15 protein-coding genes and 1 tRNA gene are annotated in these 15047 nt (G+C 64.5%); 15 read left to right on the top strand and 1 reads right to left on the bottom strand.

The window, feature by feature from the left end:
- Positions 1-27 precede the first annotated feature (27 nt).
- The 4 genes from KTJ87_RS12345 to KTJ87_RS12330 all read left to right on the top strand — a co-directional run bounded on the left by KTJ87_RS12345 (position 28) and on the right by KTJ87_RS12330 (position 3756).
- Complete coding sequence (locus KTJ87_RS12345; protein WP_267139428.1) at positions 28-618, top strand: hypothetical protein; 591 nt, start codon at positions 28-30, stop codon at positions 616-618.
- 89 nt (positions 619-707) lie between these two features.
- Positions 708-1883 (top strand): elongation factor Tu, encoded by a 1176-nt coding sequence (gene tuf / locus KTJ87_RS12340; protein WP_267139427.1) that lies wholly within the window; start codon positions 708-710, stop codon positions 1881-1883.
- Between the two features lie 140 nt (positions 1884-2023).
- Positions 2024-2998 carry a zinc transporter ZntB gene (locus KTJ87_RS12335; RefSeq protein ID WP_267139426.1) on the top strand — a complete coding sequence of 325 codons (975 nt, stop codon included), beginning with the start codon at positions 2024-2026 and terminating at the stop codon, positions 2996-2998.
- A 107-nt stretch (positions 2999-3105) separates the two neighbouring features.
- Positions 3106-3756, top strand: coding sequence for a CatB-related O-acetyltransferase (locus KTJ87_RS12330; protein ID WP_267139425.1), 651 nt, complete (start codon positions 3106-3108; stop codon positions 3754-3756).
- A 1-nt stretch (position 3757) separates the two neighbouring features.
- Here KTJ87_RS12330 and KTJ87_RS12325 read toward each other — a convergent pair whose 3' ends face one another.
- Positions 3758-4591, bottom strand: a complete 834-nt coding sequence (locus tag KTJ87_RS12325) for a class I SAM-dependent methyltransferase (RefSeq protein ID WP_267139424.1) — start codon at positions 4589-4591, stop codon at positions 3758-3760.
- Positions 4592-4675: 84 nt separating this feature from the next.
- On the opposite strand from KTJ87_RS12325, the gene KTJ87_RS12320 reads away from it, so the two are divergent.
- The 11 genes from KTJ87_RS12320 to rpoB all read left to right on the top strand — a co-directional run bounded on the left by KTJ87_RS12320 (position 4676) and on the right by rpoB (position 14982).
- A tRNA-Trp gene (locus KTJ87_RS12320) sits at positions 4676-4751 on the top strand.
- 190 nt (positions 4752-4941) lie between these two features.
- Entirely contained in the window at positions 4942-5448 is a 507-nt protein-coding gene (locus KTJ87_RS12315; protein ID WP_267139423.1) for a phage tail protein, read from the top strand.
- 27 nt (positions 5449-5475) lie between these two features.
- Positions 5476-5994 (top strand): phage tail protein, encoded by a 519-nt coding sequence (locus KTJ87_RS12310; protein WP_267139422.1) that lies wholly within the window; start codon positions 5476-5478, stop codon positions 5992-5994.
- A gap of 124 nt (positions 5995-6118) precedes the next feature.
- Positions 6119-7078 carry a hypothetical protein gene (locus KTJ87_RS12305; protein ID WP_267139421.1) on the top strand — a complete coding sequence of 320 codons (960 nt, stop codon included), beginning with the start codon at positions 6119-6121 and terminating at the stop codon, positions 7076-7078.
- A gap of 67 nt (positions 7079-7145) precedes the next feature.
- Complete coding sequence (gene secE, locus KTJ87_RS12300) at positions 7146-7343, top strand: preprotein translocase subunit SecE (RefSeq protein WP_267139420.1); 198 nt, start codon at positions 7146-7148, stop codon at positions 7341-7343.
- Positions 7344-7551: 208 nt separating this feature from the next.
- Positions 7552-8085, top strand: a complete 534-nt coding sequence (nusG, locus tag KTJ87_RS12295) for a transcription termination/antitermination protein NusG (RefSeq protein WP_267139419.1) — start codon at positions 7552-7554, stop codon at positions 8083-8085.
- Between the two features lie 107 nt (positions 8086-8192).
- Positions 8193-8645, top strand: coding sequence for a 50S ribosomal protein L11 (gene rplK, locus KTJ87_RS12290; RefSeq protein WP_267139418.1), 453 nt, complete (start codon positions 8193-8195; stop codon positions 8643-8645).
- Positions 8646-8650: 5 nt separating this feature from the next.
- Positions 8651-9373 (top strand): 50S ribosomal protein L1, encoded by a 723-nt coding sequence (gene rplA, locus KTJ87_RS12285; RefSeq protein WP_267139417.1) that lies wholly within the window; start codon positions 8651-8653, stop codon positions 9371-9373.
- Between the two features lie 250 nt (positions 9374-9623).
- A complete protein-coding gene (gene rplJ / locus KTJ87_RS12280; protein ID WP_267139416.1) occupies positions 9624-10142 on the top strand; it encodes a 50S ribosomal protein L10 in 519 nt (172 codons plus the stop codon).
- 65 nt (positions 10143-10207) lie between these two features.
- The gene (gene rplL, locus KTJ87_RS12275; RefSeq protein ID WP_267139415.1) at positions 10208-10588 is read left to right on the top strand and encodes a 50S ribosomal protein L7/L12; all 381 of its coding nucleotides are present in this window, start codon (positions 10208-10210) and stop codon (positions 10586-10588) included.
- A gap of 254 nt (positions 10589-10842) precedes the next feature.
- Positions 10843-14982, top strand: a complete 4140-nt coding sequence (gene rpoB, locus KTJ87_RS12270) for a DNA-directed RNA polymerase subunit beta (RefSeq protein WP_267139414.1) — start codon at positions 10843-10845, stop codon at positions 14980-14982.
- The last annotated feature ends 65 nt before the right edge of the window (positions 14983-15047 follow it).

Genomic DNA, 15047 nt, shown 5'->3' with positions numbered 1-15047 from the left:
ACGCCTTGTTCTGGGAGACACCCGCCGATGCCCCGCCTCACCGTTCCCTTTCGCCCCGCCGCGCTGTTCGTTCTTCTGGTCGCGCTGGTGGCCGGATGCGTCCAGGCGCCGGTGCAGCGCCCCGCCGAAGCGCCCGAGCTTGGCAATTTCGAACTGGCCTTCAACGTGGTGACGGCGCGCGATCCCTCGATCGGCCCGATTTCGCGCGTGGCGACCGAAAAGGAATGGCAGGACGCGCTGAGCTCGGCGGTGGCCGAGCGTCTGGCGGGCTACAAGGGCGGCAAGTTCTATCACATCGGCATCAGCATCGACGGCTACGCACTGAACGCGGGCGGCATCCCGGTGCTGTTCAACCCGCGCTCGCTTTTGCAGGTCGGCGTGACGGTCTGGGACGACGCGGCGCAGCGCAAGATCAACGAAAAGCCGGAGCGGCTGATCGTGTACGAGACCGCCTCGGTCGACTCGGTTCTGGTCAACACCGGCCTGACCAAGACCAAGAAGGAACAGATGGACGATCTGTCCGAGCAGGCCGCAGACGCGGTGCTCAAGTGGCTGATCGAGAACCGCGAATGGTTCGGCGCGCCGCCGCCGCCCGAGGAGGTCGTCGCCTTCAACTGACGCTTGATTTTCCCCGCCCCAGCGGATAGCGAGCGCGCGATGTTGAACAGGGCCGCCTGAGGCCCCCCAACCAACGAGGCGCCTCGACCATGGCAAAGGGTAAGTTTGAACGTAACAAACCGCACGTCAACGTCGGCACGATTGGCCACGTCGACCACGGCAAGACGACGCTGACGGCAGCGATCACGAAGTATTTTGGCGAATTCCGTGCGTATGACCAGATCGACGGCGCGCCGGAAGAGAAAGCGCGCGGGATCACGATCTCGACGGCGCATGTCGAGTACGAGACCGAGAACCGCCACTACGCGCACGTCGACTGCCCCGGCCACGCCGACTACGTGAAGAACATGATCACCGGTGCCGCCCAGATGGACGGCGCGATCCTGGTGGTGAACGCCGCCGACGGCCCGATGCCGCAGACGCGCGAGCACATCCTGCTGGCCAAGCAGGTCGGCGTTCCGGCGATGGTCGTGTTCATGAACAAGGTCGACCAGGTCGACGACGAAGAGCTGCTCGAGCTTGTCGAGATGGAAATCCGCGAGCTTCTGTCCTCGTACGAGTTCCCCGGCGACGACATCCCGATCATCAAGGGCTCGGCGCTGCACGCGATGAACGGCACCGAGGCCGAGATCGGCGAGAACGCGATCCGTGCGCTGATGGCGGCGGTCGACGAGTACATCCCGACGCCCGAGCGCCCCGTGGACCAGCCGTTCCTGATGCCGGTCGAGGGCGTGTTCTCGATCTCGGGTCGCGGCACGGTTGCGACGGGCCGGATCGAGCGCGGCGTGATCAAGGTCGGCGAGGAAATGGAGATCGTCGGCCTGAACAAGAACAAGAAGACGACCTGCACCGGCGTCGAGATGTTCCGCAAGCTGCTGGACCGCGGCGAGGCGGGCGACAACGTGGGTCTTCTGCTGCGCGGCATCGACCGCGAGGGCGTGGAGCGCGGCCAGGTGATCTGCAAGCCGGGTTCGGTGAACCCGCACACCAAGTTCGAGGCCGAGGCGTACATCCTGACGAAGGAAGAGGGTGGCCGTCACACGCCGTTCTTCGCCAACTACCGCCCGCAGTTCTACTTCCGCACGACGGACGTGACCGGGACGGTGACGCTGGCCGAGGGCACCGAGATGGTGATGCCGGGCGACAACGTGTCGTTCACGGTTGAACTGATCGCGCCGATCGCGATGGAAGAGAAACTGCGCTTCGCGATCCGCGAAGGCGGCCGCACCGTCGGCGCAGGCGTGGTGTTCAAGATCGTCGAGTAAGCGCCGGACCGGCAACCCGTCCGGTTCCTGCACAGTGACAGCAACAGGGCCCTTCGGGGCCCTGTCTTGCATCAGGGGGCACCTTGCGCCGGGGAACCGGGCCGGGTCTTGTGCCGTTCAGGACCTGCAAGGAAGACGCCATGCCCGACTGCATCCATTTCGCCGCCCCGCTGTCCGGCGAGGATCGCGGCAAGCCGCTTGCCGGATCGGACGAGATCGCGGCGGCGCTGTATGCCCCTGCGCCTGCCTGGGTCCATATGGACTGGGAAAACCCGGACACCGACATCTGGATCGACACGCACCTTGGCTATCTTCCCCAGCCCGTGCGCGAGGCGCTGGTCGAGGACGAGACGCGGCCCCGTGCCGTGATGCGCGGCGACGGGGTTCTGGTGATCCTGCGCGGTGTGAACCTCAACCCCGGCGCCGAGCCGGAGGACATGATTTCCGTTCGGCTGTGGCTGCAGGAGGGGCGCGTGATCTCGCTGAGCAGGCGGCGCCTGAAAAGCGTCGACGCGCTGGCTGCGCGGGTGATGGCGGGCGAGGGACCGGAAACCTCGGGCGCGCTTCTGGCGGACCTGATCGATGGGCTGAACGAACGCTTCGACGACTATATCGGTCAGCTTGGCGCCACGTCGGACCGGCTGGAAGAGGACGTCCTGCGCGAGCCGGACCGGGCCTTGCGGGCCAGCATCACCGACACGCGGGGCGAGTTGGTCGACGTGCGCCGCTATCTCGTGCCACAGCGCGACGCGGTTCTGGCGCTGTCGGGCTATCACGTCGATGTCCTGCATGATGACGACCGGCTACGCCTGTCCGAGGCGCATGACCGGCTGGTGCGCGCCGTGGAGGAAGTCGAAAGCCAGCGCGAGCGGCTGGTGGTGGTGCAGGACGAGTTGACCACGGCGCTGTCGGACCGGCTGAACCGGAACCTCTATGTGCTGTCGATGATTTCGGCGATCTTCCTGCCGCTGGGGGTCCTGACCGGCCTGATGGGGATCAACGTCGCCGGGATGCCCGGTGCCAACTGGCCGCCCGCGTTCTGGGTGTTTTCGGGCCTCTTGTGTGTCATCGTGGTCATACAGGTGCTGATCCTGCGCGCCTTGCGTTGGCTTTGAGGCGCACCTGCGGTAGCGAGGCGCCGCAACCGATGGAGAGTGACATGGACCAGCACGCCGACTGACCCGTTCGACAAGTCCAGAACCTCAGATCAGGCGAGGCCTCCATGCCCCATGCGTTTCCTGCTGCTGCGACGCGGCACCCCATCACGTTGCCGGACGGCACCGTGCATACCGACACCGTGTTCCTGAACGCGGTGATCGACCACCCCAACATCGAAATCGGCGACTACAGCTACATGTCGCGTCCGGGCGGCTGTTCCGACTGGGCGGCGCTGCTGGCGCCGTTCCTGTATCCCGGCGCGCCCGAGCGGCTGCGCATCGGGCGATTCTGCCAGATCGCCCAGGGCGCCACCTGCGTGACCTCGTCGGCCAATCACCGATATGACGGTATCTCGTCGTTTCCGTTCCCGATCTTCACGCCGGACCGCATGGCCGAGTATGCAGGGGCCGCGCCCACGGGCGCGGACACCGTCATCGGGCATGACTGCTGGATCGGGACCGGCGCGACGATCCTGCCCGGCGCGCGGATCGGCAACGGGGCCATCCTCGGCGCGCAGGCCGTCGTCGGAGGCGAGGTGCCCGACTATGCCATCGTCGTCGGCAACCCCGGCCGGGTGCTGCGCCTGCGGTTCCCCAAGGCGGATGTGGCGCGGTTGCTGCGTGTCGCGTGGTGGGACTGGCCGACCGATGTAATCGTCGCGCGGCAACAGGAGATCATGGACGCGGACATCTCGGCGCTGGAAGCGTTCGGTTAGGTCAGGGCGCGGTCTTCATCTTCCAGGCGATGCGCTCGCCTGCGTTCAATTCGACCGCGCGCACAAGCGCATCCATCCGGTCCTCGACACCGAACCCGTCAAGGCGGGCGCGCATGTCCAGAAGCGCAGCGCGCATCTCGGCGTCCGTCAGGTCGGCGCAGCGACCGGCGTCTATGGCGGCGGCATCGAGCGGACGGTCAACGTGGAAGATCATCGTGTCGCGCTCTGCATGTCCGGCAGGGGACACCCAGTCGGCCATGCGCGCCATCTGGACAGCGACCCAAGGCGTCTTCCAGTGCAGGAAATCCTGCTGGACGATCAGCGATCCGCCCGGGATCAGCGCCGGAAAGAACGTCGCGGCCATCGCATCCATCGTGTGCGCCGCCTTGGAGGCATCCATGACAAGCATCTCGATGGCCTCGCCGGTCCAGGTCTGGTCCTCGATGGCGCCGGGGTGCAGGTCGACCAGACCGGCCCAGGGGGCAAGGATCTGCCGGGCGGCATCCAAGAGGTCATCGCCCTCGTATGGTGCGATCCCGGCGGGGTAGAGGAACTTTTCCTTCAAGGGATCGCTGATGGTGAAGCGGTCATAGGCGTGGATCCTGCCGCTGCGCCCGTCGCGGCGCTGGCCCTCGGCGAGATGTGCGGTGGACCCCCCGGCGAAACACCCCAGATCGACGACACAGCCCGCGCCGCGCGCCCAGTGTTCCGCCAGCCACAGGTAGGCGCGGCGTTCCTGCGGGGACAGCATCGTCGGCACGCCGCGGGCGTCGCCCAGAAGGCGCCAGGGGATGTCGCGCCACGGCGCATCGGACAGATCGGGAAGGTCACTCATCCGGTTCGCCTAGCATGTCCCGTCGCGGCGGCAAAAGCCTACTTGATTCCCGTCGCCGCCTGTCATACTCCCGGCGCTGGCCGTAGGGGTATAGCTCAGTTGGTAGAGCATCGGTCTCCAAAACCGAGGGTCGAGGGTTCGAGTCCTTCTGCCCCTGCCACGGCCAAACCTTCCATTTCTTCGCGTAACTTCATCGCGCAACGCACTGCCATGACGCGAATCGTGCAGCTCGGCACCCGCAAGGGTTTTATTTACGTTAGGTAAATTGTTTTCGTAGGTCGCCATTCATCCTCTGGTTAAGCTGCCGTTATTGGACACGCTTCAAGAGGGATGAGACCATGGAACCGTTGATGGCTACCGTAATGATTTTTGGCGGCAATTTCGCGCCGCGCGGATGGATGTTCTGTGATGGGCAGCTTCTGCCGATCTCGACCTACAGTGCTCTTTTCAGCCTGCTCGGAACCACTTACGGCGGCGATGGCGTCACGACCTTTGCCCTGCCCGACCTGCGCGGGCGCGTTCCGATCGGCCCGCGCCACGGTCCGGGCCTGTCCGACTACCGCGAAGGCCAGAAGGGCGGCATCGAACATGTGACGCTGACTGCCATCGAAATGCCGTCGCACACCCACACGCTGCATGCTGAAACTGCCGCAGCCGACCAGAAGAACCCGCAGGACAAGATGCTGGCCCTTCCGGCCGAGCCGATCTATGCGGCCGTCCAGCCGCAGAACGACCGTGTCATGGCAACGCAGTCGATCGGCATGACCGGCGGCTCGCAAGCGCACGAGAACCGCCAACCCTATCTCGCGATCAACTACATCATCGCCGTGCAGGGCATCTATCCGTCGCGCAGCTGATCCGAACGCAGAAAAGGACGATATCCAATGGAACCATTTATCGGAGAAGTTCTGCTGTTCGCGGGAAACTTCGCCCCGAGAAACTGGGCGTACTGCGACGGTCAGTTGATACCGATCAGCCAGAACACTGCGCTCTACAGCATTCTGGGGACCACCTACGGCGGCGACGGCGTCACGACCTTCGCCCTGCCGGACCTGCGGGGACGCGCGCCGCTTGGCCCGCGCCAGGGACCGGGCCTGTCGATGTACCAGGAAGGGGAAAAGGGCGGCACCGAATACGTGACGCTTCTGGCCAACCAGATGCCGATGCACAATCACAGTTTCCATGCGGAAACGTCGGCAGCGGACTCGACCAGCGCGCAGGGCAACATGCTCGCGCTGCCGGCCAACCCGATCTATGCGGAGGTGGTCGCGGCAGACGACCGGACGATGGCGTCGCAGTCGGTTCAGACGACCGGTGGAAACCAGGCGCATTACAACCTGCAGCCCTACATCGCGATCAACTACATCATCGCGCTCTACGGGATCTTTCCGAGCCGCGGCTGATGGCAAGGCAACTTGAGACTGGCCGGGGCGGTGCGCATCGCCCCGGCTTTCCCTGCGGGCCATTGCCGCCGCTCTGGTCGCCGTCATAGGATCGCCGCGACCCAACCCACCGCGCGGAGCGAGCATGCCGACCACCCTGACCCCGCACCCGCCAGGCGGTGCCCCAGACCTCGGCATCGTCATCATGGTCGAGCCGGGGCGCTATGAATGGTCGGGCGTGCTGCTGGTCTCGTCGCTGCTGGCATTTGCCTATGACGACATCGCGATCCATGCCTATTGCCGTCGCGGCCTGATCGACCAGTTGCACCCGCACACGCTGGCGTTCTTCGAGAGGCACGGCGTGGCGCTCTCGCCGATCGACCCCGGCTTTGCAGTGCCCTATCCGCAGGGCAATAAGCTGTATGCCTGCGCCGCACCGCGCGAGGCGCCGCTGACGTTGCTGCTGGACACCGACATGATGATGCTGCGCCCGGCGCGGCTGGTGGATGCGTTCCGCAAGGGCTCGGTCGGTGGGCGGTTCACCAGCGCGTGGATGTGGGGCAAGACCGTCGAGGACTGGCGCGCGGCCTATGCCTCGGTCGGTATGGAGGTGCCGCGCCACCGGATGCACCGCCCGAACGGATCCTATGTGCCGCCGTCCATCGCGGCCGCCTTCGTCATCTACGAGGGGGCGGAATTCGGGGGGCTCTGGCGCGACACCGCCCTTGCGATCGAGGAACGGCGGCTGGCACGCGGCATCTATCCCACGCTCGACCAGATATCGCTTCCGGTGGCGACCTACCGCGCGGGGTTGCGGCCGAACGTGCTGGATGCCGCTTGGAACAAGGGTGGAGAGTTGACCAAGGCGCAGGGCGCAAGCGTGATCGTGCATCACTACCAGAAGGCAGAGCGCCTGCTGGCGTCGGAAACGCGCTGGATCGCCGACGCGGTGCTGCGCGACTTCGCCCGGTTCGACAACGTCGAGGCGCTGATCGCCTTCTACGAGGCAGAGGGCGCGCGCCCGCCCGAGGTGGACGGCAACGAGGGGTATCGCGAAACCGTGCTGGCCCGTCAGCGCGAGGTCGACGACAAGCATCGCCCCTGACGCTTGAACCACGCGGCGAAAGCGCGTATCTGCCCGCCGATAGCGATCCCGGCAAGGAATGACAGACATGGCCAAGGCAAATCCGCTCCAGTTCGTGCAGCAGGTGCGTTCGGAAGTCGGCAAGGTGACCTGGCCCACCCGGCGCGAGGTCCTTCTGACCACCGCCATGGTGCTGGTTCTGGCGACACTGACGGCGATCTTCTTCTTCATCGTCGATTTCATCATCCGTCAGGGCCTTCAGGCGCTTCTGACCTATTTCGGATAAGGCCGCGCGAAGGGTCGAGGCAGGAGTCGGGGCAAGATAAGGCCTTGAATTCCAGTCGCATGGGGGCTACGCCGCACCTCACCTTCCCGACAATGGCGTGCATCGATTCGTTGCGCGCCGCTTTTTGTTCGGCTGGGTGCGGCGCACGTCGCTGAAATAACGGAATTTTCTGGCCCTCGTGGCTGGTCGTGACAAGGGCGAAGGCAGTATGGCGAAGCGGTGGTATTCGGTGAGCGTTCTCTCGAATTTCGAGAAGAAGATCGCCGAGCAGATCAGGACCGCGGTCGCCGAGGCCGGTCTTGAGGACGAAATCGAAGAAGTGCTCGTCCCCGAGGAAGACGTGATCGAGGTGCGCCGGGGCAAGAAGGTCACCGTGCCGCGCCGGTTCATGCCGGGCTACGTGCTTGTCCGGATGGAGATGTCCGACAAGGGCTACCACCTTATCACGTCGATCAACCGCGTCACCGGCTTCCTTGGCCCGCAAGGCCGCCCGATGCCGATGCGCGACCACGAGGTCGAGGCGATCCTCGGCCGCGTCGAGGAAGGCGAGGCCGCTCCGCGCACGCTGATCTCGTTCGACATCGGCGAGAAGGTGAACGTGACCGACGGCCCGTTCGAAGGCTTCGACGGCATGGTCGAGGATGTGGACGACGGCAACCAGCGCCTCAAGGTGACGGTGTCGATCTTTGGCCGGGCCACCCCGGTCGAACTGGAATTCACGCAGGTCGCCAAACAGGCCTGAGTGCTCAACGTGGGAGGCGAGGGCGACGCGTTGCCCGGACCGGACCACGTCAACCGCAAGCCTGCCGGATCGCGATCCGGGCGGGTGTTGAATGAAGGAGAGGCCATATGGCCAAGAAGCTTATCGGCAGCATGAAGCTGCAGATCCCCGCAGGCAAGGCGAACCCGTCGCCGCCCGTTGGCCCGGCACTGGGTCAGCGCGGGATCAACATCATGGAATTCTGCAAGGCGTTCAACGCCAAGACGCAGGACATGGAAGAGGGCGCGCCGTGCCCGACCCTGATCCACTACTATCAGGACAAATCCTTCACGATGGACATCAAGACGCCCCCGGCGTCGTATTTCCTCAAGAAGGCCGCCGGCCTCAAGCCCGTGGGCAAGCGCAACCGTCCGAAGGGCGCGGCCAAGCCGGGCCGCGAGACCATCGCGACCGTCACCAGCAAGCAGCTGCGCGAGATCGCCGAAGCCAAGATGAAGGACCTGTCGGCGAATGACGTCGATCAGGCGATGAAGATCATCCTCGGCTCCGCGAAGTCGATGGGCATCGAGGTGAAGGGATAATCGTCATGGCAAAATTCGGAAAACGCACCCGTGCCGCCCGCGAAGCCTTTGCCGGCAAGAGCAACCTGACCATCGAAGAAGCGGTCAGCCTTATCAAGGGCGCCTCGGCGACCAAGTTCGACGAGACCATCGAGATCTCGCTGAACCTCGGCGTCGATCCGCGCCACGCGGACCAGATGGTGCGCGGCTCGGTCAACCTGCCCAACGGCACTGGCAAGACCGTGCGCGTCGCCGTGTTCGCACGCGGCGCCAAGGCCGATGAAGCGACCGCCGCAGGCGCGGACATCGTCGGCGCAGAGGACCTGATGGAAACCGTGCAAGGCGGCAAGATCGAGTTCGATCGCTGCATCGCCACGCCCGACATGATGCCGATCGTCGGCCGTCTGGGCAAAGTGCTGGGCCCGCGCAACCTGATGCCGAACCCCAAGGTCGGCACCGTGACCATGGACGTCGCCGAGGCCGTGAAGGCCGCCAAGGGCGGTCAGGTCACGTTCAAGGCCGAAAAGGCCGGTGTGGTCCACGCAGGCGTCGGCAAGGCATCGTTCGATGCGGCCAAGCTGGCCGAGAACATCCGCGCCTTCGTCGACGCGGTGCTCAAGGCCAAGCCCGCGGGCGCAAAGGGCACCTACATGAAGAAGGTGTCGCTGTCGTCCACGATGGGCCCTGGCGTGACCGTCGACGTGATGTCGGCGACCGGCAACTCGGCAACCGCGCAAGCGGCCGAGTAACAAGATTTGCGTCCGGGGCAACCCGGCGCGAATGGCGGGGCGGCACGCTGCCCCGTCCTGTCCGAGACGGAGGGTTGGACCGCTGGTCCTGTAATTCCTTCCCGAGATGGGGAACGAGCTGAATTTTCCGAAGGGTGCGAACCCTCGGGCGATGTTGGCCTCGGGACCCTGATTGCGGACCCGAACCCCGGACCTGGTCCGGGGAAATGAGAGCCGGAGGGGGCGACCCCTCCATACTTGGAGTGAAACTGTGGATAGAGCCCAGAAAGAGAAAGTGGTCGAGGAACTCGGCCAGATCTTCGAAAGCTCTGGCGTTGTGGTTGTTGCCCACTACGCGGGACTCACGGTTCAGGAGATGCAGGACCTCCGCGCGCGCATGCGTGCCGCGGGCGGTGCCGTGCGCGTTGCCAAGAACAGGCTTGCCAAGATCGCCCTTGAGGGAACCCCCAACGCTTCGTTGGCCAACCTTCTGACGGGCATGACGGTTCTAAGCTATTCCGAAGACCCCGTGGCAGCTGCCAAGGTCGCGGAAGCGTATGCCAAGGACAACTCGAAGTTCGAGATCCTGGGCGGCGCGATGGCTGGATCCGCTCTGGACCGTGCCGGTGTCAAAGCCGTGTCCGAACTGCCGTCGCGCGAGGAGCTTATTGCCTCCATCGTCGGCTGCATCGTGGCACCCGCTTCGAACATCGCCGGTGCGATCGGCGCGCCTGCTTCGAACATCGCAAGCATCCTCTCGACCATCGAGGAGCGGGCCGAAGCGGCCTGATCAACGAATGAGCCCGCGTATGGTTGTAATCCCTGCGTTGGAACACATCTTAAGGAACTGTGAAAATGGCTGATCTGAAGAAACTTGCCGAAGAGATCGTGGGTCTGACCCTTCTCGAGGCACAGGAACTCAAAACCATCCTGAAAGACGAGTACGGCATCGAGCCCGCCGCTGGCGGCGCTGTGATGATGGCTGGTCCTGCTGGCGACGCCGGCGCGGCTGCTGAAGAAGAAAAGACCGAGTTCGACGTCATCCTGAAGGCCGCTGGCCCGAACAAGATCAACGTGATCAAGGAAGTGCGCGCGATCACCGGTCTTGGCCTGAAAGAGGCGAAGGATCTCGTGGAAGCGGGCGGCAAGGCCGTCAAGGAGCAAGCTCCGAAAGCCGAAGCCGAAGAGATCAAGGCAAAGCTCGAAGCGGCTGGCGCCGAAATCGAGCTCAAGTGATCGCGTCCGGGCCGCGTGCCCGGAGCAACGAAAAACAGGCTGGCTTCGGGGAAACCCGAGGCCAGCCATCCGCGTCTTGGCAAGGGCCCCGCGATGCAAGGGGCGTTTTCCAAGGGTGCGGTTCAAGGGATCGGGCGGCAACCGGTGGGACGGTTGCCTGGTATGGATCCCCTGACCCCCTATTTCGTAAGGGCCCATCGGCGCAGCCCCAGCGCCGGTGTCCGCCCGCGAAGATGCAGAAGGTGACATAGCGCATGACGTCCAGCTTCCTCGGCCAGAAACGCCTCCGCCGCTACTACGGCAAAATTCGTGAAGTGCTGGAGATGCCGAACCTCATCGAGGTTCAGAAATCCTCCTACGACCTGTTCCTGAATTCCGGCGACCAGCCGCAGCCGACCGACGGCGAAGGCATCATGGGCGTGTTCCAGTCGGTGTTCCCGATCAAGGACTTCAACGAGACCGCCGTTCTGGAGTTCGTGAAATACGAGCTGGAGAAGCCGAAGTACGACGTCGAGGAATGCCAGCAACGCGACATGACCTATGCCGCGCCACTGAAGGTGACGCTGCGCCTGATCGTGTTCGATGTCGATGAAGACACCGGCGCGAAGTCGGTCAAGGACATCAAGGAGCAGGACGTGTTCATGGGGGACATGCCGCTCATGACCTCGAACGGCACGTTCGTCGTGAACGGCACCGAGCGCGTGATCGTGTCCCAGATGCACCGTAGCCCGGGCGTCTTCTTCGACCACGACAAGGGCAAGACCCATGCGAGCGGCAAGCTGCTGTTCGCCTGCCGGATCATTCCCTATCGCGGCTCGTGGCTGGACTTTGAATTCGACGCCAAGGACATCGTGTTCGCGCGCATCGACCGCCGCCGCAAGCTGCCGGTCACGACCCTGCTTTACGCGCTGGGGCTCGACCAGGAAGGCATCATGGATGCCTATTACAACACCGTCGACTTCAAGCTGCAGAAGGATCGCGGCTGGGTCACCAAGTTCTTCCCCGAGCGGGTGCGCGGCACCCGTCCGAGCTATGACCTGGTGGATGCCGACAGCGGCGAAGTGATTGCCGAAGCCGGCAAGAAGATCACGCCGCGCGCGGTGAAGCAGCTGATCGAGGACGACTCGGTCAAGAACCTGCTGGTTCCGTTCGACTACATCGTCGGCCGCTACGCCGCCAAGGACATCATCAACGAGGAAACCGGCGCGATCTACGTCGAGGCCGGTGGAGAGTTGACCTGGGAGCTGGACAAGGAAGGCAACGTGTCCGGCGGAACGCTGAAAGAGCTGATGGATGCGGGCGTCACCGAGATCCCGGTTCTGGACATCGACAACGTCACCGTCGGCCCCTACCTGCGCAACACCATGGCGGCAGACAAGAACATGAGCCGCGAGACCGCGCTCATGGACATCTACCGCGTGATGCGCCCCGGTGAGCCGCCGACCGTCGAAGCCGCGTCGTCGCTGTTCAACACCCTGTTCTTCGACAGCGAGCGGTATGACCTGTCCGCCGTCGGCCGGGTCAAGATGAACATGCGCCTCGACCTTGGCAAACCTGACACCCAGCGCACGCTGGACCGCGACGACATCGTGTCCTGCATCAAGGCACTGGTCGAGTTGCGTGACGGGCGCGGAGAGATCGACGACATCGACCATCTCGGCAACCGCCGTGTGCGTTCGGTCGGCGAACTGATGGAGAACCAGTACCGCGTCGGCCTTCTGCGGATGGAGCGCGCGATCAAGGAACGCATGTCGGCGGTCGAGATCGACACCGTCATGCCGCAGGACCTTATCAACGCGAAACCCGCTGCGGCCGCCGTGCGCGAATTCTTCGGCTCGTCGCAGCTGTCGCAGTTCATGGACCAGACCAACCCGCTGTCGGAAGTCACCCACAAGCGCCGTCTTTCGGCGCTTGGCCCGGGCGGTCTGACACGCGAACGTGCGGGCTTTGAAGTGCGCGACGTTCACCCGACCCACTATGGCCGGATGTGCCCGATCGAAACGCCGGAAGGCCCGAACATCGGCCTGATCAACTCGCTTGCCACCTTCGCGCGCGTGAACAAGTACGGCTTCATCGAAACTCCCTACCGCCGCGTGCATGAGGGCAAGGTTTCCGACGATGTCGTCTACATGTCCGCGACCGAGGAAATGCGTCACACCGTGGCGCAGGCCAACGCGAACATCGACGAGAACGCGAACCTCGTGAACGACCTGGTGAATACTCGCCAGTCGGGTGAATACACCCTTGCCCCCCGAGAGCAGGTCGACCTGATCGACGTGTCTCCCAAGCAGTTGGTGTCCGTCGCCGCCTCGCTGATCCCGTTCCTCGAGAACGATGACGCGAACCGCGCGCTGATGGGGTCGAACATGCAGCGTCAGGCCGTGCCGCTTCTGCAGGCGGACGCTCCGTTCGTCGGCACCGGCATCGAGGAAGTCGTGGCACGGGATTCCGGCGCCGCGATCATGGCGCGCCGGTCCGGCATCATCGACCAGGTCGATGCCCAGCGGATCGTCGTGCGCGCAACCCATGATCTCGAACCGGGCGATCCCGGCGTCGACATCTACCGGATGCGCAAGTTCCAGCGGTCGAACCAGAACACCTGCATCAACCAGCGTCCGCTGGTGAAGGTGGGCGACAGCGTCATCAAGGGCGAGGTCATCGCCGATGGCCCGTCGACCGACATGGGTGAGCTGGCGCTTGGCAAGAACGTGATCGTCGCGTTCATGCCCTGGAACGGCTACAACTACGAGGACTCGATCCTGATCTCCGAGCGGATCGCGCGGGATGACGTCTTTACCTCGATCCACATCGAGGAATTCGAAGTCGCCGCCCGTGACACCAAGCTTGGCCCCGAAGAAATCACGCGGGACATCCCGAACGTCGGTGAAGAAGCGCTGCGCAACCTCGACGAGGCTGGCATCGTCTACATCGGCGCCGAGGTCGGACCGGGCGACATCCTTGTGGGCAAGATCACCCCCAAGGGCGAAAGCCCGATGACGCCCGAGGAAAAGCTGCTCCGCGCGATCTTTGGCGAAAAGGCGTCCGATGTGCGCGACACGTCGCTGCGTCTTCCGCCCGGCGACTACGGCACGATCGTCGAGGTGCGGGTGTTCAACCGCCACGGCGTCGAAAAGGACGAGCGCGCGGTTCAGATCGAGCGTGAAGAGGTCGAGCGACTGTCGCGCGACCGCGACGACGAGCTGCACATCCTGGAGCGCAACATCTACGCCCGCCTGAAGTCGATGCTTCTGGGCAAGGCGGCGGTGAAGGGCCCCAAGGGCATCAAGTCGGGCTCGGAGATCACCGAGGAACTGCTGGACACGCTGTCGCGTGGCCAGTGGTGGCAGCTTGCCATCGGTGAAGAGGCCGAGGCGCAGCAGATCGAAGCCCTGAACGCGCAGTTCGAGGCGCAGAAGCGCGCGCTCGACACCCGCTTCGATGACAAGGTCGAGAAGGTTCGCCGTGGCGACGATCTGCCCCCCGGCGTGATGAAGATGGTCAAGGTGTTCGTCGCGGTGAAGCGCAAGCTGCAGCCGGGCGACAAGATGGCCGGTCGTCACGGCAACAAGGGCGTCGTGTCCAAAGTGGTTCCGATCGAGGACATGCCGTTCCTCGCGGACGGCACCGCGGTCGATCTGGTTCTCAACCCGCTGGGCGTGCCGTCGCGCATGAACGTCGGGCAGATCCTTGAAACCCACATGGGCTGGGCCGCGCGCGGCCTCGGGATCAAGATCGACGACGCGCTTGGGGAATATCGCCGGTCCGGCGACATGACCCCGGTGCGCGAGGCGCTGCGCCTGGCCTATGGCGACGAGGTCTACGAGGAAGCCATCGGCCAGATGGACGAAGAGCGTCTGGTCGAAGCGGCGGGCACCGTGACGCGCGGCGTTCCGATCGCCACGCCGGTCTTCGACGGCGCCAAGGAACTGGATGTCAACGACGCGCTCACACGGGCCGGATTTGACACCTCGGGTCAGTCGATCCTGTTCGACGGGCGCACCGGCGAGCAGTTCGCGCGTCAGGTGACGGTGGGTGTGAAGTACCTGCTCAAGCTGCACCACCTTGTCGACGACAAGATCCACGCGCGCTCGACCGGTCCGTACAGCCTCGTGACCCAGCAGCCGCTGGGCGGCAAGGCGCAGTTCGGTGGCCAGCGCTTCGGCGAGATGGAGGTCTGGGCGCTGGAAGCTTACGGCGCCGCCTACACCCTGCAGGAAATGCTGACGGTGAAGTCGGACGACGTGGCAGGCCGGACCAAGGTCTACGAAAGCATCGTCAAGGGCGAGGACAACTTCGAGGCGGGCGTTCCCGAGAGCTTCAACGTGCTCGTCAAGGAAGTCCGCGGCCTCGGCCTGAACATGGAACTCCTGGATGCGGAGATCGAGGACGAATAGCGGCGCACCCCAGCGCCCCTTGGGCGGCGGCATCGTCGCCGCCCCGTTCCCTTCCGACGCACCTG

It is taken from the genome of Anianabacter salinae (assembly GCF_019061145.1).
Taxonomy (GTDB): domain Bacteria; phylum Pseudomonadota; class Alphaproteobacteria; order Rhodobacterales; family Rhodobacteraceae; genus Anianibacter; species Anianibacter salinarum.
This window is presented reverse-complemented; position numbering and strand designations above follow the sequence as displayed.